This window comes from Fundidesulfovibrio butyratiphilus, assembly GCF_054657235.1.
Map to the genome: position 1 here is coordinate 178,093 of NZ_BAAHXA010000001.1, position 21,175 is coordinate 199,267.

A 21,175-nucleotide genomic window follows, 5' to 3' on the forward strand; every position below is an offset into this window, starting at 1 on the left:
CGCCGGTAGGAGAGGGCCGGCGGACCTCAGACCGGGCAAGGGCGGCCCGGCGGCGAAGCTGTTGGGGCTCAGGCGGGGAGCTTGAGCCAGACCACGGGCTCCACGTGCTCGGTGATTTTCTGCCAGTGGCGGAGCGTGCAGACAGCCCCGCCGGCCATCAAACGACCGAGCCACGGAAGGGACAGCCCGGCGCGTTCGGCCAGTTCAGCGGCGGTCAGGCCGTCGCGGCGCAGCGCACCACGGAGCCATTCGCCAACCTGGAACGCTTCCACCTGGGCCGCCGGGCCGTCGCCGCGGGAAGGGCCTTTGCCAGCGTCGAGAGCATTGATACATTCTGCGTGAACCATGGTCGCTCCTTGTGGTTGTGGGTTCCTCGAACCGGGTAGGTGTTGCAGCACCTGCCCGGTCGCTTTCGTTTGGTCAGCCGGCGGCCCGGATCGGAGTCACCTTCGCGCCGGTCTTGAGGGCATCCAGGTAGTCCGCCCAGGACTGCATCATTCGGTAACGCTCGGGGAGGAATTCGGCGTAGTTGTAGGCCGCCCGAATGTTGTCCCGCTCGGCGTGGGCGAGCTGCCGCTCAATTGCGTCTCGATTCCAACCCTGCTCATTCAACAGTGTGCTGGCCATGGACCGAAACCCGTGGCCGGTCATTTCGTCTTTGCCATACCCCAAGCGGCGAAGCGCGCCGTTCACGGTGTTTTCACTCATGGGACGCGCCTGGGACCTTTCAGAAGGGAAGAGGAACCTACCGTGTCCCGTGACCGGGCGAAGCTCTTCGAGGATAGCCAGTGATTGACGCGACAGGGGAACAATGTGCTGTTCGCGCATCTTCATTTTTCGGCCAGGGATGCGCCACTCTTTGGCTTCACGATTCAACTCGCACCATTCCGCATGGCGCAACTCGCCAGGACGGACGAACACCAGCGGGGCAAGGCGTAGGGCGCAGGACGTGATAAATGACCCTTCGTAGCTGTCGATGGCCCGGAGCAGGGCGGCCACGGCTTTGGGCTCCGTGATGGATGGATGGTGCTTTTCCTTGACCGGCGGCAAAGCGCCGCGCAGGTCGCCGGAAGGGTCGCGCTCACAACGCCCGGTGGCGACGCCGTAGCGAAAGACCTGGCCGCAGCTTTGGACGGTGCGGTGGGCCATCTCCAGGGCTCCGCGTGACTCCACGCGCCTTGCCAACGCCAGGACTTCCGGCGCGGTGAGCTCTTTGATTGGCCGATGGCCGATCCAAGGGAATACGTTCAACTCCAATCGGCGGATGATCTGGGCTCCGTGCTTCTCGCTCCAGGTTGGCAGGAACTTGGCCCACCATTCACGGGCTACACGCTCGAAAGTTTCCGCGTCCTCGGCTTCACTCGCCTTGGCGCCCTTGCGGGCTTGGGCAGGATCAACGCCCTGGTCGAGAAGACGCCGGGTTTCGTCTCTGCGCTCTCGGGCTTCCTTCAGGCTAACGAGCGGGTATGGTCCAAGGGCCAGCATGTTGGCCGTGCCGTTGAACCGGTACCGAAAGCGCCAATGCTTCGCGCCTGCCGGGGTGATCTCCAGCGACAAGCCCCGGCCGTCGGCCATGCGGATTATTTTCGGTCCGGGCTTCGCGTTCCTGACGGCAAGGTCGGTCAGCTTCATGTGAGTAGTCCTCCAGCCCTTGCGGCTCCTTGGTTCCGGCTCTACTCACATTCGGCGATGTGAGTAGCGCCGTACTCACAGCTCTACTCACACAAAATGCGGCTGTCAACGAACCCAAACGAACGAAGGCGGCCCTTGCGAGCCGCCTTTTCTCTGTGATTTCAGCGTGTTTTGAACTTTAACGAACTTCGGCGAATTGACACTTGGTGGAGGCGGGGGGAATCGAACCCCCGTCCGAGAACGTTCCGCGCAAGGCCTCTACAGGCTTAGACCGAAAATTGCTCTCGGTTCGGGCGTGCCTTTCGGCCGGGCATCCCGTTCCCAGCCCACCTGAGGTCTCGCGATCACGCCGGTGAGCATGCGGTCACGCCAGTCTGGTGGGGTGTCCCCCGCATCCGACTTACCAGACATGGGTCGGAGGGAGGCTGGCCTTAAGCGGCCAGAGCGTAGTTGTCGTTGTTGGCAACTAATGGTTTGCCGCGTGTTTTACGAGGCCTCGCGGCACCTCGGCCTGCAACCTTGACGTCACAATCCCCGTCGAAACCAGTGCGCCCCCGGGATGTGTCGTTCACCTCGCTTCATATAAGCCTTTGCCGACGTTTGGCAAGGGGGGGCGGGCAGTGTCGTCGCGCGGGGTCGGTTCAGTCGCCGCCGTCGCCGTTGGGGGCGTAGCGTTCGATCAGGCGCTGGGCGCGGTCGGCGAGTTCCACGAATTCGGGCTTGCTCACCTGGTCGTCAGCGCCTACCGAGTTGCCTTTGTGGCGAAGCGCATCCGTGATGAGCGACGAAAACAGCACCACAGGGAGGTTGCGCAGAAGCTCGTCCTCCTTTACGCGCTTGGTCAGGGCAAAGCCGTCCAGACGAGGCATTTCAATGTCTGAAATAACGATGTGGATGGGCTCTTTTTCCTGAAGGTCGGGATTATCCCGGTATTGCCGCAAGAGTTTCCAGGCCTCTTCGCCGTCGCTGGTCGTGCGTACGCAAAAGTTGGCCTCGCTCAGGCGCTGGCTGATGATGTCGCGCATGGTGCGCGAATCCTCGACCAGCAGTGCGGTGTAGCGGCGTTTCGCCGGCTGAACCGGAGCGGTGAGCCTGCCGCCGAAGTCCCGGTCGAAGTCGGCCAGGAAGCGTTCGAGGTCCAGCAGGAGCACGAACCGGTCGTCCACCCGCACCAGGCCGTTGACACATGCGAACCGGGACGTGCCGAGCGACTTGGCGGGCGGGGCCACGTCGCTCCATTCCACGCGGTGAATCTGCGTGACGCCCGAAGCGAGAAATCCGGTCACTTTGTTGTTGAACTCGGTCACCAGGATGATTTCATGCTTGGTGCGGGCGCGTTCGATACCGAGCAGGACGCTCAGGTCCAGCACGGGAAGAATGCGTTCCCGCAAGGGGATGGTGCCGAAAAAGCTGGGATGCGCGGCGGATTCGGCCGGGGTTTTGGCTGGGCTTTCAATAATCTCCAGAACTTTTGCCACGTTCACCCCGAAATAGTGAGAAGCCGGGGTGCTTTCGCCGGTTTGTTCGAAAATGAAGAATTCGATGATTTCCAACTCGTTCGAGCCGGCCTTGACAAGAAGATCTTTGCTCATGTCGCTCGCCTCTTCCACGGGAATTGCGCCTCTGTCGCATGAAGCGTTCCATGTGTCGAGGCCCAATTCCTAGACGGGAATGTTCACCTGGATATTGCATCTTTTCGCTAAAAGTATATACTAAGTTGGATAAGCAAAGGAGCGCCCTTTCCATGCGACTCAAGACCAGACCCCAGCACCCCCCCAGGTGGGTCGCGGGCTTTGTGGCCGGTCTTTGCGGTTGGCTCGCTCTGTTGACCCTTGCGTCGCCCTGCCTGGCGCAGCAGTCTCTGAGCCAGACCGTGGGGACGGGATGGACATCCACCCATTCCCCGCTGGGACTTCTGGTCACGGTCGTCATGCCCGCCCTGGCCCTGGCGGCCATGGTGGCGCTCATTGTCATGAACCGACGGCTACGCCAGGAGATGCGCAAGCGCATCGAGATCGAGGCGGCTCTGCGCCGGAGCGAATCCCACTTTCGAGAATTCGTGGAGGACACGGACAACCTGCTGATCCGCGTGGACGCCAAGGGGCGGTTGCGCTACGCGAACAAGGTGGCGGCGAAAAGCTTCGGCCTCAGCCAGGAGGCTTGCGTCGGACAGCCCCTGTACGATTTCATCCATCCCGACGACGTGCCGGCCACCAAGCAGGCCCTTCGGGAATGGATCGCCGCCAAACGGGTCAAGGCCACGCTGGACAACCGCCTGGTGGGCACGGACGGGCAAGTGCGCCACCTAACCTGGAACGCGAACCTGCATTACGACGAGAAAGGCTGGGTCACCCACATCAATTCCATCGTGCAGGACAACACCGCGCACGTGCTTTACGAAAACACCCTGAAAGAAAGCGAGCGTAAATACCGCACCCTGTTCGAAGCCACGAACGAAGGCGTGTGCGTGCAGGAGCTCGTTTACGATGATGAAAGCAAGCCGCGGGATTTTCGCGTGCTCGACGTGAACCCCCGCTGCGAAGCCCTATTGGGCATTTCCCGAAAAAGCGCGGTGGGGGCGCTAGGCAGCAGGTTGTTCGCCTCGGGACGCGGCTTGCCCATTCTCTTCGACGTGTTCGTTCGTGTGGCGCAGCAGGGGGAGCCCGCCCAGATGGACGTGTTCAACGAACACTTGAACAAGTACTTCAGCATGTCCATCTTTTCGCCCAAGACCGGACAGTTCGCCACCATGTTCCAGGACATTACCGATCGCAAGCTTAACGAGGACGCCTTGCGTCGCGCCCTGGCCTTCAACAGGGCCATCTTGTCCCACGCCCCGGTGGGAGTGGCGGTGTTCGAGGTGGACACGGGGCGTTGCGTCCTGTCCAATCAGCCCTTCACCGCCTTGACCGGCGTGGTCTGCGACAAAAATTCCACGGTGGACTTCCGGGGCCTGCCGGCCTGGAAGGAACATCCCCTCCTGCTTGAAGCCCTCGAGCAGTCCTTGGAGGCCGGAAAAAGCCGCCAGGTGGACATCCGGTCCACGTCGCAGACCGCTTCCCTCAACTACACTTTCACCCGCATCGACGTGAGCGGGAAAGCCCACCTGTTGGCCATAGTGGTCGACATCACCGAACGTCTCCATATGGAAGAAATCTGCATTCAGACCGAAAAGCTGGAGTCCGTGGGCGGACTGGCCGCCGGCTTGGCCCATGAGATAAACAATCCCCTTGGCGGCATTCTGCAAAGCGTGCAGGTGGTGCGACGCAGGCTGGAACCGGATATGCTGGCCAACAAAGCCGCCGCGGCCAAGGCGGGATGCAACATGGACGCCATCATTCAGTACATGGAGGTCAGGGAAATTCCCGAACTTCTGCACAATATCGACGACGCGGGCCGTCGCGCCGCCGCCATCGTGGCCACGCTGCTCGACTTCAGCCGCAAGAGTTCCTCGCCTCCCGGCGCCCAGGACGTGCATGTTCCGCTGGAGAAAGCCCTGTCCGTGTGCTTGAACGACTACGATCTCAAGGAAAAGTTCAATTTTCCCGGCATCACCATCGTACGGGACTACGACGAACATTTGCCGCTCGCTCCCATGAACGCCGGGGAGATGGAGCAAGTGTTCGTCAATTTGCTGCGCAACGCGGCCCAGGCCATGTGCGAAGCGAAAACCTCGGACCCACGCCTGACCCTGCGAACCCGGCGCGAAGCGGGTTGCGTGCGCGTCGAAATCATCGACAACGGCCCCGGTATCGACAAGGCGCACAAGCGCAAAATTTTTGAACCGTTCTTCACCACCCGCCAACCCGGAGAGGGCAGGGGCCTCGGCCTTTCGGTGACCTACTACATCGTCACCGCCAATCACGGCGGCCAGATGGAAGTGGAATCCCGCCCCGGGCAGGGAAGCAAATTCATCATTCGGTTGCCGCTGACGTTGCAACAGGCGGGCTGAGCTTGCCCCACGTAAGCGTCATCATTTCCTTGTACAACCATGGCCGCTACCTGTCCCGGTGCGTGGAAAGCGCGTTGGCCCAGACGTACGGCGACCTGGAGGTGGTCATCGTGGACGACGCCTCCACCGACGACAGCCTTCAGACGGCATATGCGCTGCAACGCCTGGACCCCGGTCGGGTGGCGGTGCATGCGAACCCCGAAAATAGAGGCGTGAGCCGCACGCGCAATTTCGGGGTCTACAAGTCCTCCGGGGATATCCTGGCCTTCCTGGACGCCGACGACTATTGGCGCGCGGACAAGATCGAAATGCAGGTCCGCGCGTTTCGCGACAACCCGGAACTGGGACTGTGCCACACCGGCGTAAGCGTCCATTGCGACGAGGCCAGCGCCGACTGGGCGGCGGACAATCGGGGATTCACCAGGTCGCGCCTGGCCATGTGGAGCGCAAGCTTCCAGACGTTTAGCCGTCTGGCCGCCGGCTTCGACGAGCTGGACCACTTTCGTTGGTTGCTGGCGTCCAACCTGGTGTGCCTTTCCTCGGTGGCGCTCAGACGTCAGGCCTTCAAGCGGGCTCGGGGGTTCGTGGACGGTCGGACCTGTCAGTGCGAGGATTGGCTGCTTTGGCTCAAGCTCAGCCTGTTCACCCGATTGGGGTGTCTTGCCGAGCCGCTCACCTTCTACCGCTTTCATCCGCAAAGCCATACCGCTCAGGTGTTCTTTCGCCCGGACTTCGACCAGGCCGGGGTGCGCAACGAGATGCTGCGCGCGGCCAGGAACTTTGACCCCGCGCGCTTCGACGAACTGTTCGCCCGGGTGCGGACGCGGACGGAAGACGGAGAGAAAGCCTCCACGGAATAGGGCGTACGACGACCGGCCCCTTGCGGAACGCGTGCGGGAAGAAGCATGAAAAAAGGCCGGGGGGAGGCCTTTTGCGCCGGGCGATTTGGCCCGGAGTGGACCCCTTTTTCGAAAAAGAATGCCGGAAAAAAGAAAAAAGGGCCTAGGTTTTGCCTAAGCCCCTGATTTTCTTGGTAGCGAGGGAGGGAATTGAACCCCCGACACTGCGGATATGAGCCGCATGCTCTAACCGACTGAGCTACCTCGCCACGTTCTTTTTGCCGTGTCGGCAAGAGCGGCTTGATACCCGCTCTCCCTCTGCTTGGCAAGTGTTTTTTTTACTCCGGCCCAAACAACGTTCACGGCTCAGGCCGGCCAAAAGTACCAGGCCACCACCGCGGCCAGCAGCAGCCGGTACACGGCGAAGGGCCGAAGCGTGATTCGGGTCAGGAGCGCGATGAACCATTTGACGGCCAACCAGGCCGAAAAGAAGGCCACAACAAAGCCGACGGCCAGGAACTTGAGGTCGTCCGGGGTGAAGTCGCCCCAGCTCTTGTAGAGTTCGTAGCCCGTGGCGGCGATCATGATGGGCACGGCGGCGATGAACGAATATTCCGCCGCCAGCTTGCGTCTGGCGCCCAGGATCATGGCCCCCAAGATGGTGGAGGCGGAGCGGGAAAATCCCGGCCAAAGCGACAGGCATTGAAACAGCCCCACGCCCAGGGCCAAGGCCGGAGAGACGTCGTCCAGGTCGTAGTATTTGGTCCTGACCCGGCGTCTGGCCTCCACGAGAAAGATGAGCAGCGATCCGGCCGCGAGCGAAAGGGCCACGGGCAGCGGGGCGAAGAGGTGCTCCTTGATGGCGTGTCTGGCGAACAGGCCCAACAGGGAGGCGGGCAGACAGGTGAGAAAGAGCAGGGTGAGTCCGCGCACGCCCGAGAACCGCTCCCTGGCCTTGGGAAAGAACAGCCCGAGGAACCGTTCCCGGTACATGACCGCAACGGCCAGGATGGCTCCCAGTTGGATGATTACGTCATAGGAGGAGGCTTTGGCCCCTTCCATGCCCAACAATTTGCCCATGATGATGAGGTGGCCCGTGGAGGAAACCGGCAGGAACTCGGTGACTCCTTCCACGATGCCCATGATGACGGTAGTGGTCCATGGATCCATAAGGAACGCTTCCTTTGCGTTGTTCTTGAGAGGACAAGGGGGCGCTACGCGATTCGCAGGTATGTTGCAAGAGGGAGAAGGGTGGGCTATAATCGCAAAAATTTGCCTGGTCAGGAAAGGGAAGCCGCCCCTGGGCCGCATCCGTTTCGCCAAGCTTCGAGTCGCAGAAAAATCCCATGATATCCGCCGTCTTGGCGGAAAATGCGAGGCGCACCATGACGACGGTGGTGGAACACTCCGAATTGGTCCGAAAGGCCCTGGCCTGGATGGACGAGCATCGTTGCCAGGAAAAACCCCTCCTCGCGCTTTTGGACGAGGCGGGCATGCATTTCAACTTGAGCCCGCGGGACCAGGAATTCCTCAAGTCGATGTTTCTCTCCGAGTCTCAGGAAACCGCGCGCTAGTGTGGCGTCCACGAAATAAGCGTGGACTTGTTTTGTGGAGAACAAACTGAAATTCTTATTTTTCTCCTTGAAAAACATATACATGTTTTTCAAGGACGCGGCAGTCGTTCGTCAGGGCGCTTCCTCCTCGGCGCTTTGCTCGTCCTGGCCGAGCAGGGCGTCCACGCGGCTCCAGAGTTCTTCCTGTCCCATGCCCGTGACCGACGAGAAGAGCACCGGGGGACGTCCGCCCAGGAGGCCGGTCCATTGGGCCTTGCGGGCCTGCTGATCGCGTTTTGAGCACTTGTCGGCCTTGGTGAGCACGCCCAGGACTTGTCGGTTGAGCGCGCCCAGGTAGGACACCATGTCCAGGTCGCTGGCCTGGGGAGGCAGGCGACAGTCTAAGAGCACGGCCACGGCCCGAAGTTGCGCCGTGGTGGTGAGGTAGCGTTCGATAAGCTGGGCCCATTTGTCCCGTTCGGCCTTGGAACGCCTGGCGTAGCCGTAGCCGGGCAGGTCCACCAGGAAGTAGCTTCCCGGCTCCACCCGGTAGAGGTTGACACTTTGGGTCTTTCCGGGGGTGGAGCTGATCTTGGCCAGCTTCTTGCGCCCGGCCAGACGGTTGATGAGCGAGGATTTGCCCACGTTGGACCGTCCGGCCACGGCCAGTTGCGGGGCGTCGGGCAGGGTGAGGTCCCCCAGGGTGTAGATGGTCTTTTCCAGGATCAGGGTCTTTTGCATGGGCGCCGGCCTCGCTTGGGCTGGTTGGACAACGCGCCGGTTTTCGGCGCAAGACAAACATCAAGGATTGTATTCCCTATGACGAAATGCCGCATTCTCGTGCTCAATGGCCCGAACCTGGGTCACCTGGGGGCCAGGCAACCGGAGATCTACGGCTCGCAGGGCATGGACGCCTTGCCGGGGCTGCTCGAAGGGCTGATCGGCGCCGGCGCGGGCGAAATCGAACTCGATTATTTTCAGGCCAACGGGGAAGGCCAGCTCATCGACCGGCTGGAGCAAGCCAGGGCGGACAACCTGGACGGCGTGGCCTTCAACGCCGGAGCCTACACCCACACCAGCCTGGCCCTGGCCGACTGCCTGGCCTGGATCGGCGTTCCCTGTGCGGAAGTGCATCTTTCCAACGTCCTGGCCCGTTCGGACCAGCCTCTACGCCAGCAAAGCCTCATGGGCAAGAACTGCGTCGGGGTGATTGCAGGCTTCGGCATGATGAGCTATGCCCTGGCCGTCGCCGCCCTGTGGCGGGGCTGGCGGGAAAAGAATTCGTGATCGTAAGGAGAATCAATGCTTTCCACCACCGATTTCCGTCGCGGCCTCAAGATCGAGCTGGAAGGAACCCCCTATGAAATCGTGGATTTCCAGCACGTGAAGCCCGGAAAAGGCGGGGCCTTCGTCAGGACCAAGCTCAAGAACATGCTCAACGGCCGGGTGGTGGAAAACACCTTTCGCGCGGGCGAGAAGATGGGAAAACCGGACATGGAAACCCGCGAAATGCAGTACCTCTATAAGGACGGCACGGGCTACGTGTTCATGGACATGACCACCTACGAACAGCTGAGCGTGGACGACGAGCAAATGGGCAAGAAGGGCGGCTTTCTCACCGACGGCATGGAGCTGACCATGCTCATGTACCGCGGCAAGGCGTTGGACATGGACTTGCCCGCGTCGGTCGTGCTGGAGGTGACCCGCACCGAACCCGGCGTCAAGGGCGACACCGTGAGCGGCGCCACCAAACCGGCCACCCTGAGCACTGGCATTTCGGTCAACGTACCGCTTTTCGTCAACGAGGGCGAAAAGATCAAGGTGGACACCCGCAGCGGGGAATACATCAGCCGGGTTTAGCCGTCCGGCGGAATCTTTCCGCCGGATACGTCCCGCTGTCGATTCGAGGTCGGCGGACTCCCGTTCGTCACGGGTCGCCGTGCGGCGCAAGAGCGCGCCGCCTCCGGGAGCGACCCCCTGAAGCGGACCGATTCAAACATGCAACAGGCCGCTCGCGGCCGAGAAAAGGGCCGTGAAGCCGGGGCTTCACGGCCCTTTTTCGCCAGGAGCGCACAGTGGGGGACGAACAGATCACCGAGCGGAAAAAAATACTCGAAGAGCTTATCGGGCTTGTCCTTTTGTGCCTGGCCTGTTTTTTTGTCCTGGCCTTGTACTCGTTCGATCGCAAGAGCCCGCAAAGCAACCTGACCGGAATCGTCGGGGAAAATTGCGCGGGCATTCTCTCCAACCTTTTCGGCCTGGCGTCCTATTTCGTGCCGGCGCTTTTGACCTATGCGGGATTGCGCCGGCTCTTTCCTCTGCTCGGCATCTCGCGTCGGCATTGGGCCGGACTGTTCGGCCTGTTTCTTTCGACCCTGGTCGTGCTCGGCTCCGACTGGCCGGGCTCGGGCTTTTTGCACATCGGGACCGTCAACGGCGGCGGCCTGACCGGCCAGGCCCTCTACGGCCTGGGCAAGCGCTTCTTCAGCCCGGTGGGCACCTATTTGCTGGTCACCTTTCTGGCCATCATCTCGTTTCGTCTGGTCTCGGGCATGAGCTTCAACGGCCTGGCCGAAAGGGTGCGCAACCTCCTGGTCAAGGTCTGGGGACGCCTGCGCGAGGTGTTGGACCTGGCCTTGGAAAAGTTCCTGGTATTTCTCTTCGGCCCCGGTTCGAGCTCCACCGGGGAAGACGAAGCGGACACCCCCGACACTCCCGACTTTCATCAGGCCGAAGTCCACGACCCCCCGGCGCAGGCCGAACCCAGTCAGCCGGCAAAACCCAGGCCGGCGCGTCCGCCCAAGCCCAAACCTCAGCCCAGGGCCGCTCAGGCCCCCGGAGCCATCCCGCCGCTCGACCTGCTGGAGGCCGTCCCCAACCAGACCCTGGGTCCCAGTCAGGAGGTGTTGCAGGGGCAGGCCAAAGGGCTCATCACCTGTCTGGAGGATTTCGGCATCCAGGGGCAAGTGCAGCATGTGGCCCCGGGGCCGGTGGTGACCATGTTCGAGGTCAAGCCCGCGCCCGGGGTGAAGATCAGCCGGATAGCCGGCCTTGCCGGCGACATCTCCCTGGCCATGAAGGCCCTGGCCGTGCGCATCGAGGCTCCCCTTCCGGGCAAGGACACCGTGGGTGTCGAGATCCCCAATGCCAAGCGCCAGACCGTGTACCTGCGCGACATCATGGAATCCGACGCCTTTCAGAAGGCCACGTCCAGGCTCACCCTGTGCGTGGGCAAGGACATCCAGGGCCATCCCTTCGTGGCCGACCTGGCCCGCATGCCCCACCTGCTGGTGGCCGGGGCCACGGGCAGCGGCAAGAGCGTGTGCATCAACGGCATTCTGCTTTCCATTCTGTACAAGGCCCAGCCGGACCAGGTGCGCCTGTTGCTCATCGATCCCAAGCGCATCGAACTGGCCGCCTACGCCGGACTGCCGCATCTGGCGCACCCCGTGGTGACGGACATGGCCCTGGCCAAGTCCGCCCTGGACTGGTGCGTGGCCGAGATGGATCGACGCTACGAGCTTATGGCCCAGGTCGGGGTGCGCAACATCGACGGATACAACGAAAAGGTCGCCAAAACCGGCGCCCGCCCGGCCCCCGATGAGGTGGTGCTGGAACCCATGCCCTATCTGGTGCTCATCATCGACGAGTTGGCCGACCTCATGATGACGGCCGGCAAGGAAGTGGAGATCAACATCGTCCGTCTGGCCCAGTTGGCCCGGGCCGCCGGCATTCACATGGTGCTGGCCACCCAGCGTCCGAGCGTGGACGTGGTCACCGGCCTCATCAAGGCCAACTTCCCCACCCGCATCGCCTTCCAGGTCACCAGCAAGCACGATTCCCGCACGATTTTGGACACCGTGGGGGCCGAACATTTGCTGGGCCGGGGCGACATGCTTTTCAAACCCAGCGGGGCCAAGATGATGCGCATGCACGGGGCCTTCGTCTCGGACGAGGAGACCGCAAGCGTGGTGGAGTACTGGAAAGCCCATCGGGAACCCGAGTACATGATCGACCTGACCAGCTGGAAGGACGACGCCCACGGCCAGGACGGTCCGCCAGACGACGACTTCGGCGGCGGGGGAGGGGCTCTTTCCGATCCAGTCTATCCCCAGGCCTTGGAGTTCGTCATGGATCAGGGCAAGGCGTCCATTTCGCTTATCCAACGTCGTTTTCGCATCGGTTTCAACCGGGCGGCCCGCTTCATCGAGCAGATGGAGCGCGAAGGCCTTCTCGGACCGGCCGACGGCAGCAAGCCCCGGGTCGTGTTGCGAGGAAAGGAGTAGAGCGGCTTGATTTTCCCGACCGAGAGCCTATGTAACGACAACGGAGCAGAGAGGCGCATATTTTCGTACTGAAACGAGGCGCACGCCAGCGCCAAGCAGCCCAGATCGGGGTGTTTCATGGAAATTCTGAGTGATCCTCTACAGATAAAACGGCATTTGGCCAGTCTGACCGCCAGCCTGCGCCGAGCCGGTGAACGAATGGGACGAAGCGGAGAACGGCAGCGGGACTACCTGTGGAACTCGCGGTTGGGGTTCTGGGTCCGGTTCGGGGCCACGGTGGCCCGGTTTCAAATGACGCTCGGCCTGGAAGACCCGAAGGTGTTTGTCCGGCCCAAGCCCGTCTGCCGCGTGGATGTGGCCTGGAGCCAGCCTCCGGCCAGCGCCTCGGGGGCGTTGGTGCGATACGGGGCGGACGTGGTGTTGGCCGTGGGAGAGGCCCAGGCTGGCAGCCCGTTGGAATTCAAACGATTTCTAGCCATGCACGAATACGACCTCGTGCAGGCCAGCCTCTCCAGGCCTGGCGGCAAAAAACGCGACATGCTGCTTATCACCAGTGTCAACGACGCAAACGCCTCGCTCAATGTTTTTAAATACGTACGCTGCCTGTACGAATTTCGAGCCTGGCGGGCGAGCGGCCTGTTGAACTCCCTGCCCGGGGAATCGAACGCCTTGTGCGAGGGGCGGCATCCCCCCCTGGTGGACATGGTCCTCGCCGCCCTGGACGAGCAACTGGCCAAACGCCAAGTGACGGCTGGAGGAGGGCGTTTGTCCCGGCCGTCCTCGTGCTCCCTGAATCTGACCCCCGAAGATGGACGCCCCGAGATGCTTTTTGAGGTGCTCGCCGACATCGCTCCGCAGAGTTTGTTTGTGGGAGCGGGGCGGTTGGTGCTTTCGCGGCAGAAGCCGGAGGGAGGAAGATGTCTGGTGCTGCCCGCCAAGGCCGGTCCGTTTTTTACGCAGGCCATGCACCGACAAGGCATCGCCGTGGTGACCTACGCCATAGCCAAGTCCGGGGTGGTGTTTTTCGGCCTGGACGAGGCCCTGGCGGCCATGGCCTGACCCTCGCGCTTGGATCAGGGACCGGTCCACGCGTAACCGGCCGCCGCGTGCGCGGCTCACTCAAACCCGAAAGGGGTTTTCATGAAAGTTCAAACCGTTCTTGCCTGGATGCTGGTGCTCGCCGTGTGTCTGGCCCGGGCGGCGACCGTGGTCGCCGCCGACGTGGACACCCTGGCGGACAAGGTGCAGAGCCACTACAAGTCCGTGAAATCCTTCACCGCAGACTTTACCCAGGTGCTCAAGAACGCCACCAGCAAGGACCAGGAAATTCGCACCGGCCACTTGGCCTACGCCCAACCCAATCTTATTCGCTGGGAGACGCGCAAGCCTGAAAAGGAACTGCTGGTGGTGGGCAAGGATGGCGTGTGGAACGTTTTCGATGAGGAACGCACGGCCTATCGCTACGGCGTGGAAGAAGTGCTGGGCTCCAAGACCATGCTGCGTTTTCTTTCCGGGGCGGGCAACATTGCTGACGATTTCACCATAGAGGAAGAACCCGACGCCCCGGCGGGAGAAACGCGACTCAAACTCACTCCCCGTGAAGCCGAGCCGGGAATGGTGCTGGCCCATATCGACGTGGACACCAAGACATACACCATCACCCGGGCGGCCATCGAGGATTTCTACGGCAACGTCAACGATGTGACCCTGAAAAACATCAAGATGAATCCCGTCCTGTCCAAAGACCTCTTCGTGTACACCCCGCCCAAGGATTACCAGACCTTTGACAACACCGGCGCCACTCAGGGGCGAATCCTGACGAAATAGCGCGGAGTTTTGCGGCCAGGGCCGGATCGGCCTTGGGGAGGGTGTTTTTCTTCAAGGCCGGGCTTTGCAGGGAGAGGCGGAGAACGCTCAGGGAAGTCCGGCGGCGGAGCGCAGGGCCTCGATTTCCCGCTGGACAAGGGGGCGGCAGGCTCCGGGGGGCAGGTCGCCCAGCACCAGCGGTCCTTGCGCCACCCGCACCAGTCGGAGCACGGTCAGGTGCAGGTCCCGGCACATGCGCCGTATCTGCCGGTTCACGCCCTGGCGCAGTTCCAACTCGATCACGGAATCTCCCCTGGGCGAGTGCCCGATCACCCGCGCCGTGACCGGTGCCAGCGTTTCGCCCTCGGAAAGGGTCATGCCCGCGCGCATGGTGGCCAAGGCCTGTTCGGGAACAGGGCCACGCACCGTCAAGCGGTAGACCTTGGCCATGTGCCAGCGCGGATGCGTCATGCGGTTGGCCAGTTCCCCGTCGCTGGTCAGCAGGAGCAGCCCTTCCGAAAAATAGTCCAGCCGTCCCACCGGAAAGAGTCTGGCCCCGCCGGCGTACGGGCGCACCAGATCGAGAACGGTGCGGCGGCCGTCAGGATCGCTAGCCGTGCTCACCACTTCCACGGGTTTGTGCAGGAGAAAATAGGCCGGCGCGGCGGTCCCGGGCGTGCGGATGGGCGCGCCGTCCAGACGGATGTCGTCCCGGACCGGATCGACGTTTTGCCCCATGCCTTCGGGAGGGCGACCGTTGACGGTCACCCGACCGTTGCGGATGAGTTCATCCGCTGCGCGGCGCGAGCACACTCCGGCCTGGGCCAGGGCCTTGTTCAGACGAACGACTCCGGGGCGAGTCGGGCGGGCAGGGGATGGCGTTGTTGTTTTCTTTTCTTTTTTTGGGGGCATAGTGGGGGAGTCGGCCAGGTCGATTGTTGCGGCCTGTGCTGCATGGTCGTTGACGAGACACAAAACGAAAGTCCCCCGAAGCGTGGTCGCATGCTGGAGGACTTTCGAAAAACGCCGAGGCCGGCGGGATGGATCAGCAGGCGGCTAGAGGGTTATCACTTTGGACGCCAATTGCAAGCTGGTCACCACGTCGAGCATGTTGGTGGTCTGACCCACGGCTCTGCTGGAAAGAAGGCCGAAGAATTCCAAGCAGGTTCCGCAGACGAGCACGGTGACGCCGCTGTCTTCCAAGGCCTTGACGGCCGGGAAATTGGGATGCTCGGCCGTGGAGAGCCGAACCGAGCCGTTGACCATGATGAGGCGGAACAGGTCGTCCCCCAATTCTGGCAAGGTCTTGAGAAAATTCCCCATGAGTTTGCCGCCCAGGATGTCGTCGCCTTTGCCCAGAAATTCCGACGAGAGAAAAACCACGACCTTTTCCCCGGAGCGAGGCCCGGAGTTCGGCAAGGGGCAGGGAAAGTCCTCGGGTTTGGCCGAGCGCGCCTGCGGGTCGGTCAGTGCGGCCTCGATAGTCCAGCGATCGGCCTGCCCGCTGGACGTGACCGAATAGCCGCTCGATGTGAGAAAGCGGGTGACGTTTTCCAGGGCGGCCTGGTCGCTGACCAAAACACGCATGTTCTGCGGCGTCCCCTGGGAAAGGATCTTGTTGCACTCCATAAGGGGCTGTGGGCAGGTCATGCCCAGGCAGTCCACTGTGGTGACGGAAGTGGTCATAAAAGCTCCTTTGGGTCGGCCAAGGTCGCGACAAGTGGCTCATGACGAGAAGCACCGATCGAATGCGAATTCCGGTGGTCCCGGGCCGAAGTGCAAAATGTTTCACGCCTGGGAGGCCCCAGGTCAAATAGATACTTCCGATGTTCAAGCCCTGAAGCCATAGTGCCGCGTCGCATGGCGCTGTGGGAAACGATGGGCCTGAATCCGGAGGTGTTTGGGTATCCCCGGCGGCAACAACAAACCCGTCGGAGCGCCGGCCAGGTCCACAACACGGATCCTTTTCCCGAGAATGCCTGCAAGCGAAGAAGAGAGAGCCAGGCCGTGTCGAGCCCGCGTGGTGACCCGTTTCAAGGTTGGGTGAATTTCTTAAAGTTTACATAATTTACATTATGAGACAAATAAAAAATGTCTGGAAGAGTGGGGAAAGTCAACAGTTTCAATGTGTTCCTGGCAACATCTTCCGCAGACACAAAAGACAGATTTCGCGCTCGCCTCTGCGACGACGAAAAGAACTTACGAGGATTCGGCGGAGTCACAGCTCGTTCAAGTGAGGATTTGAAATGGTGCGAACTGAGGAATGGCTGTTGATACGCATCAGGGGTCGCGTTGTGGCCGAACGCCCCGGTCTTGCGTGCCAGGCGCATGCATTCGCCTTGGGGCTCCTGCTGTGGCGATGCCGCGCAGTATCGGGCACGCCTCCCGCTCGTCGGTTTTCAGACAAGCCGGGGTGACCCGAAAAGCCTGTCGTCGAGAATGGCTCAGGATGCGTTTGGGACGCCTTTTCCAGCCGGAAGTTCGTCGGGGTGGGAAAAAGGCGTGGGAAAGGAATTCCGGACGTTTCCGGAGAATGGGCGCGGAAAGGGTTTTCGGTTCCTGCCGGATCAGTAGCTCAGGCTTACCGGATCACTGGGGATGCAGCGAAAATCGAGTTGAACGCCCTTGTGGTGAAAAAATTCCAGGCAGCCCTCGTCTTCCTTGCTGAGGGCGATGTGTTGGCAGATCTGTTTTTTGCCGGGAGAATAATGGATGTTGCCGAGGTTCAGGCAGGTGAACAGCATGCCGTGGTCATAGGCTCGTTTGGCGTCCGGGCAGGACGCGAAAAGCACCAGCACGTCGGCCCCCTGCAACTTGTTGTCGGCCAAGTGGGTTCCCACGGCGTCAACTTCCAGAAAGACAATTTCCACTCCCAGCGGGATGGCGATGGAAACGATCTGCTGACGGAGCACGTCGGCCGCCAGATCGTCATTGGCCACCACGATGGACCGCGCATGGGTGAAAGGCAGCCACGCCTCGATGATTTGTCCGTGGACGAGCCTGTTGTCTATGCGCACCCAGAACACGGTTTATTCTCCGGAAACTTTTTTGCGCAACACTTCGCCGGCAACCACAATGCCTTGAACGCCGGCGGTTTTGGCGTCGGCGGCCAACTGCTCCAGGGGTTTGCTGCGCGCGGTGAGAATTTTGATGAGCATGGGCAGGTTGACCCCGGTCACCACCTCGATGGTGCGCGAGCCCAGCAGGGAAAGAGAAATGTTGGTGGGTGTGCCGCCGAACATGTCCGTGCAGATGATGACGCCCGCACCCTGGTCGGTCTGGTCGATGGACTGGCGCAGGGTTTCCACGGTTTGATTCACTTCGTGGGTGACGTCGACGCTAACGGCTTCGCAGTTCTGCTGAGGACCGATGATGAACTCCGCGGCCTTGAGCAGACGCGCCCCATAATCGGTATGCGTGACGATGACCACACCGACGGGTGTTGCTGAGGAATGGGTATTCATCCTTGAAATGTCAGCCTTTTTCGATATGCCTGTGTTCCAACGAAACCGTGTACCCTGCCTGGCGGATCGTGTCAAAGACCGCTTCGGCCACGGCCACGGAACGGTGTCGTCCGCCGGTGCAACCGAGCGATATGGTCAGCCGGTAGCGTCCCTCCGCTTCGTAAAGGGGCAGCAAATCGAGCAGAAAGGTTTTGAATTTTACCAGAAATTCTTTTCCGGGCGACTTTGCCAGCACGTAATCCACAATGGCTTTGTCCAGACCCGAAAACGGACGCAATGCCTCGACGAAATAGGGGTTGGGCAGAAAACGCAGATCGAACAGCAGGTCCGATTCGCTGGGCAGGCCGTACTTGAAGCCGAAGCTCATGATATGCACCCGCATGGCCCGGGCTTGGCCTTCCAGAAAGCGCCATTTTTCCTGAAGGTGCCGACGCAAATCGTGCACGGAAAAGTCCGTCGTGTCCATCACCAGATCGGCCAGGGCGTGCAACGGGGCCATGCGGCGGCGTTCTTCCTCGATGGCCTCCCCCAGGCCATACCCTTCCGCCTCGAAGGGATGCGGACGGCGGGTGGTGGCGTAGCGGCGGGTGATTTCCGCTGTGGAGGCGTCCACGAACACGATTTGCACATGCACCCCGGCCCGCTCCAATTCGTTGAGCACGTCCCGCCAGTCGGTGGTGAAGTCTATCTGGCGCAGGTCCATGCCCAGGGCCAGGCCTCTGTACCGATTGGCCCCCTGCCCTTTGAACAGGCTGATCAGCTTGGGCATGAGGCTGGCCGGCAGCCCGTCCACACAGAAGTAGCCCAGGTCTTCGAAGACGTTGATGGCCGTCGATTTCCCGGAACCCGAGAGGCCGGTGATAATGACCACCGGCGGATGCGCGCCCGAGTCGCTCATCTCCCCTCCCCTCTCATGACAATTCCCCGCCAGGTTGGTCCTGGCGGGGAATTGGATAGTTGTGTGACCGTCTCAAGCCTGGAACCCCTCAGGCATGGCTGGAAAGAAGCTCCCACAGGGACTGCCTGTCCGGGGCCTCCAGAAAGCCGCGCCTGAAACTTTCATCCGACAACAGGCGCGAAATCTGGGCCAGAATCCGCAAGTGCTGCCCGGCCACGTGTTCCGGGGCCAGCACCAGAAAAAATATGCGACAGGGTTTGTGGTCCAGGGCCTCGAAGTCCACGCCTCCAAGGCTTCGGCCCACGACAATGACGATCTCGCTCAGGGCTTCGAGCTTGCCGTGGGGAATGGCCACGCCGTCGCCGATGCCGGTCGTGCCCAGGTTCTCACGGTCGAGCAGGACGCGCTTGGCCTTGGCCAAATCCAGGTCGGGCCAGTGCGCGCCCAACGGCGCCACCAGCTCGGCCAGCACGTCTTCCTTGTTTTGCGCCTTGAGATCGTCCAGGACGAATTCCTGGCGAAGGTAGTCCGCCAGGCGCATCTAGACGACCACCCCAGGGTCGATCAGGCCGTAATCGCCATTTTTCATCCTGTGGATCACGTTCACGCGGTCCGTCTCGGCGTTGATGAACACCAAAAAGCCCTCCTTCACCACCCCAAGCTGTTCAGCGGCCTCTTCAACGGGCATGGGCTTGGGCGAGAAGTTGTCCGACTCCACGATGGCGTGGGTGCGCCCTTCAGGGGTTTCGGTGATGGAAACCACGTCCAGGCGGACGCCGGCCGCGGCCTTGCGGCGGTCCTTCATTTTGTCGCGGAACTTGCGAATCTGGGCTTCGAGCTTGTCGGTGATGAGGTCGATGGTGGAGTACATGTCCTCCGATTCCTCATGGGCCGAAATGTGCAGGAAGTCGGCGCTGATCACTACGTCCACGATCTGGCGGGTCTTTTCCACCTGCAAGGTGACGACCACTTCGGCGTGGTCGGAATTGCTGATGTATTTCGGAAGTTTCTCGAAGCGCTTGAGCGCATAGTCACGTAGACCCGGAGACGGCTCGAAATTCTTGAAGTTGAAAGCGATGTTCATGGGAAACCTCCGGAATAATGCCGCGCGACGCGGCGTTTACAAGACGGCCTTGCGCTTGGATGACGACTCGATCCCCATGGCCATGCGGTATTTGGCCACGGTGCGGCGGGCGATGTTCACCTGCAGCTTTTCCTTGAGGATGTCGGCGATCTGTTCGTCGCTGATGGGCTTTTTGGGGTCTTCCGCGCCGATGAGCTGCTTGATGAGAGCCTTGACCGACTCGGAGCCCACGCTTGTTCCGTCGTCCAGACCGAGCGCCGAATTGAAAAAGAACTTGAGTTCGTAGATTCCGTGCGGAGTGGCCACGTACTTGCTCGTGGTGATGCGGCTGACCGTGGACTCGTGCATGCCGATGTCCTCGGCCACGTCCTTGAGAATGAGCGGGCGCAGCTTGCTCACTCCGTGTTCGAAGAATTCCCGCTGAAATTTCACTATGCTCTCCAGCACCTTGAAGAGCGTGCGTTGGCGCTGGTACAGGCTCTTCATGAGCCACATGGCCGAGCGCATCTTGTCTTGCAGGTAGTCCTTGTCCTTGCCCTGCCCGCAACGGCTGACATCTTCCATATAATACGGCGAAAGTTGCAGTTTGGGCAATCCGTCTTCGTTGAGAACGATGACGAAATCTTCGCCGTACTTGTACACGTAGGCGTCGGGACTGACGTACACCGGGTCCGCGGAACTGAAGCTCGCCCCGGGCATGGGGTCGAGGGACACGATGATGTCCAGATACTCGCGGATGTCTTCGAAGGTGATCTTGAACTTCTTGGCCAGGGCCTTGTAGCGCTTCTTTTCCAGGTCTTCGAGGTGTTCGTCCACCAGGGAGAGCAGAATGGGATCTTCGTAGCCCAGAAAGTCGAGCTGGACCCGCAGGCATTCGCGCGGAGTGCGGCTGGCCACGCCCACGGGATCGAAATGCTGCACCACCTTGAGCACGCGTTCCACCTCTTCCGGGGAGGCTCCGGTGTCCTGGGCGAGTTCCTCGGCGCTGGCCTGCAGGTAGCCGGTGGAGTTCAGGTTGCCGACAATGGTTTCGGCGATGTGGCGTTCCTGCTCGTTTAGGGCCGAAAGGCTGATCTGCCAGGAGAGATGCCCTTCCAGCGAGGTGCGCCCGGAGAGTCTGGCCTCGAAGGAAACGCCGTCTTCCGGGGCTTCGTATTCCCGGGTGGTGGCTTGGCGGCTGGTGGACGCGAAATCGCCGATGTAGTCGTCCCACTCGGCCGTTTTTTGCAGCTCGCGCTGCATTTCGGCCTCTTCGCGGTTGGACTCCGGGGCCTTGAGCTCTTCGGCTATGGTGGGTTCCGGGTGCTCGTCCTCAATCAGCGATTCCTCAAGCAACGGATTTTCCAGCAATTCCTGCTGGACGGTCTCCACCAGTTCCAGACGGGAAAGCTGCAGCAGCTTGATGGCCTGCTGCAACTGCGGCGTCATGACCAACTGTTGGGATAGCTTGAGTTGCTGTCTGAGCTCCAAAGCCATTTCGAGTCATGTCTCCCGGTTGTCGTGTCGAATTCGTCGAAATTTCACAAGAAAAGGAATTCGACTAGCAAAAAAAATGCCGAAATGTCGCCTCGACAAGGACAGTATGCCATCAATAAGCCGAAGTAGCAAGACATGCCGTGCATTCACAGGCTGTTGGACGAAATAAAAAGTCCCAACACGCC

At 61.2% G+C, this 21,175-nt stretch carries 21 protein-coding genes, 1 tRNA gene and 1 other RNA gene; 8 read left to right on the forward strand and 15 right to left on the reverse strand.

Annotation, left to right across the window (positions count from 1 at the left end):
• Positions 1 to 68: 68 nt before the first annotated feature.
• The 4 genes from ACYQ01_RS00825 to ACYQ01_RS00840 all read right to left on the reverse strand — a co-directional run bounded on the left by ACYQ01_RS00825 (position 69) and on the right by ACYQ01_RS00840 (position 3,224).
• On the reverse strand, positions 69 to 347 hold the full coding sequence (locus tag ACYQ01_RS00825) for a helix-turn-helix domain-containing protein (protein ID WP_459931939.1): 279 nt from the start codon (positions 345 to 347) through the stop codon (positions 69 to 71).
• Positions 348 to 420: 73 nt separating this feature from the next.
• A complete protein-coding gene (locus ACYQ01_RS00830) occupies positions 421 to 1,632 on the reverse strand; it encodes a tyrosine-type recombinase/integrase (RefSeq protein ID WP_459931940.1) in 1,212 nt (403 codons plus the stop codon).
• A 204-nt stretch (positions 1,633 to 1,836) separates the two neighbouring features.
• Positions 1,837 to 2,188: a transfer-messenger RNA gene (ssrA, locus tag ACYQ01_RS00835) on the reverse strand.
• A gap of 85 nt (positions 2,189 to 2,273) precedes the next feature.
• Positions 2,274 to 3,224 carry a chemotaxis protein gene (locus tag ACYQ01_RS00840; protein ID WP_459931941.1) on the reverse strand — a complete coding sequence of 317 codons (951 nt, stop codon included), beginning with the start codon at positions 3,222 to 3,224 and terminating at the stop codon, positions 2,274 to 2,276.
• 152 nt (positions 3,225 to 3,376) lie between these two features.
• On the opposite strand from ACYQ01_RS00840, the gene ACYQ01_RS00845 reads away from it, so the two are divergent.
• Together ACYQ01_RS00845 and ACYQ01_RS00850 are read left to right on the forward strand one after the other, a co-directional pair.
• A complete protein-coding gene (locus tag ACYQ01_RS00845; RefSeq protein ID WP_459931942.1) occupies positions 3,377 to 5,584 on the forward strand; it encodes a PAS domain-containing sensor histidine kinase in 2,208 nt (735 codons plus the stop codon).
• A 2-nt stretch (positions 5,585 to 5,586) separates the two neighbouring features.
• Positions 5,587 to 6,444, forward strand: coding sequence for a glycosyltransferase family 2 protein (locus ACYQ01_RS00850; protein ID WP_459931943.1), 858 nt, complete (start codon positions 5,587 to 5,589; stop codon positions 6,442 to 6,444).
• A gap of 171 nt (positions 6,445 to 6,615) precedes the next feature.
• Here ACYQ01_RS00850 and ACYQ01_RS00855 read toward each other — a convergent pair.
• Positions 6,616 to 6,692: transfer RNA gene (locus tag ACYQ01_RS00855), tRNA-Met, on the reverse strand.
• A 97-nt stretch (positions 6,693 to 6,789) separates the two neighbouring features.
• Positions 6,790 to 7,593, reverse strand: coding sequence for an undecaprenyl-diphosphate phosphatase (locus ACYQ01_RS00860; RefSeq protein ID WP_459931944.1), 804 nt, complete (start codon positions 7,591 to 7,593; stop codon positions 6,790 to 6,792).
• 215 nt (positions 7,594 to 7,808) lie between these two features.
• Between ACYQ01_RS00860 and ACYQ01_RS00865 the strand changes: the two genes are divergently transcribed.
• Positions 7,809 to 7,997, forward strand: a complete 189-nt coding sequence (locus tag ACYQ01_RS00865) for a CBS domain-containing protein (RefSeq protein ID WP_459931945.1) — start codon at positions 7,809 to 7,811, stop codon at positions 7,995 to 7,997.
• Between the two features lie 111 nt (positions 7,998 to 8,108).
• Here ACYQ01_RS00865 and yihA read toward each other — a convergent pair whose 3' ends face one another.
• Entirely contained in the window at positions 8,109 to 8,717 is a 609-nt protein-coding gene (gene yihA / locus ACYQ01_RS00870; protein WP_459931946.1) for a ribosome biogenesis GTP-binding protein YihA/YsxC, read from the reverse strand.
• A gap of 78 nt (positions 8,718 to 8,795) precedes the next feature.
• Between yihA and ACYQ01_RS00875 the strand changes: the two genes are divergently transcribed.
• The 5 genes from ACYQ01_RS00875 to lolA all read left to right on the forward strand — a co-directional run bounded on the left by ACYQ01_RS00875 (position 8,796) and on the right by lolA (position 14,089).
• Positions 8,796 to 9,263, forward strand: a complete 468-nt coding sequence (locus tag ACYQ01_RS00875; RefSeq protein WP_459931947.1) for a type II 3-dehydroquinate dehydratase — start codon at positions 8,796 to 8,798, stop codon at positions 9,261 to 9,263.
• Positions 9,264 to 9,278: 15 nt separating this feature from the next.
• Positions 9,279 to 9,836, forward strand: a complete 558-nt coding sequence (gene efp, locus ACYQ01_RS00880) for an elongation factor P (protein WP_459931948.1) — start codon at positions 9,279 to 9,281, stop codon at positions 9,834 to 9,836.
• A gap of 215 nt (positions 9,837 to 10,051) precedes the next feature.
• Complete coding sequence (locus ACYQ01_RS00885; protein ID WP_459931949.1) at positions 10,052 to 12,262, forward strand: DNA translocase FtsK; 2,211 nt, start codon at positions 10,052 to 10,054, stop codon at positions 12,260 to 12,262.
• A gap of 198 nt (positions 12,263 to 12,460) precedes the next feature.
• Positions 12,461 to 13,321, forward strand: coding sequence for a hypothetical protein (locus ACYQ01_RS00890; protein ID WP_459931950.1), 861 nt, complete (start codon positions 12,461 to 12,463; stop codon positions 13,319 to 13,321).
• An 81-nt stretch (positions 13,322 to 13,402) separates the two neighbouring features.
• Positions 13,403 to 14,089: an outer membrane lipoprotein periplasmic chaperone LolA gene (gene lolA / locus ACYQ01_RS00895; protein WP_459931951.1), complete on the forward strand. Its 687-nt coding sequence runs from the start codon at positions 13,403 to 13,405 to the stop codon at positions 14,087 to 14,089.
• Positions 14,090 to 14,176: 87 nt separating this feature from the next.
• Here the strand turns inward: lolA and ACYQ01_RS00900 are convergent, their stop codons facing one another.
• From ACYQ01_RS00900 to rpoN, 8 genes are all read right to left on the reverse strand, one after another.
• Complete coding sequence (locus ACYQ01_RS00900) at positions 14,177 to 14,980, reverse strand: pseudouridine synthase (RefSeq protein WP_459931952.1); 804 nt, start codon at positions 14,978 to 14,980, stop codon at positions 14,177 to 14,179.
• A 144-nt stretch (positions 14,981 to 15,124) separates the two neighbouring features.
• Positions 15,125 to 15,754, reverse strand: a complete 630-nt coding sequence (gene yedF / locus ACYQ01_RS00905) for a sulfurtransferase-like selenium metabolism protein YedF (protein WP_459931953.1) — start codon at positions 15,752 to 15,754, stop codon at positions 15,125 to 15,127.
• An 881-nt stretch (positions 15,755 to 16,635) separates the two neighbouring features.
• Positions 16,636 to 17,094, reverse strand: coding sequence for a PTS sugar transporter subunit IIB (locus ACYQ01_RS00910; protein WP_459931954.1), 459 nt, complete (start codon positions 17,092 to 17,094; stop codon positions 16,636 to 16,638).
• 3 nt (positions 17,095 to 17,097) lie between these two features.
• Complete coding sequence (locus ACYQ01_RS00915; RefSeq protein WP_459931955.1) at positions 17,098 to 17,532, reverse strand: PTS sugar transporter subunit IIA; 435 nt, start codon at positions 17,530 to 17,532, stop codon at positions 17,098 to 17,100.
• A 10-nt stretch (positions 17,533 to 17,542) separates the two neighbouring features.
• Positions 17,543 to 18,430 (reverse strand): RNase adapter RapZ, encoded by an 888-nt coding sequence (rapZ, locus tag ACYQ01_RS00920; RefSeq protein WP_459931956.1) that lies wholly within the window; start codon positions 18,428 to 18,430, stop codon positions 17,543 to 17,545.
• Positions 18,431 to 18,518: 88 nt separating this feature from the next.
• Positions 18,519 to 18,971 (reverse strand): PTS sugar transporter subunit IIA, encoded by a 453-nt coding sequence (locus tag ACYQ01_RS00925; protein WP_459931957.1) that lies wholly within the window; start codon positions 18,969 to 18,971, stop codon positions 18,519 to 18,521.
• Entirely contained in the window at positions 18,972 to 19,514 is a 543-nt protein-coding gene (gene hpf / locus ACYQ01_RS00930) for a ribosome hibernation-promoting factor, HPF/YfiA family (protein WP_459931958.1), read from the reverse strand.
• 36 nt (positions 19,515 to 19,550) lie between these two features.
• The gene (rpoN, locus tag ACYQ01_RS00935) at positions 19,551 to 20,990 is read right to left on the reverse strand and encodes an RNA polymerase factor sigma-54 (RefSeq protein WP_459931959.1); all 1,440 of its coding nucleotides are present in this window, start codon (positions 20,988 to 20,990) and stop codon (positions 19,551 to 19,553) included.
• Between the last annotated feature and the right edge of the window lie 185 nt (positions 20,991 to 21,175).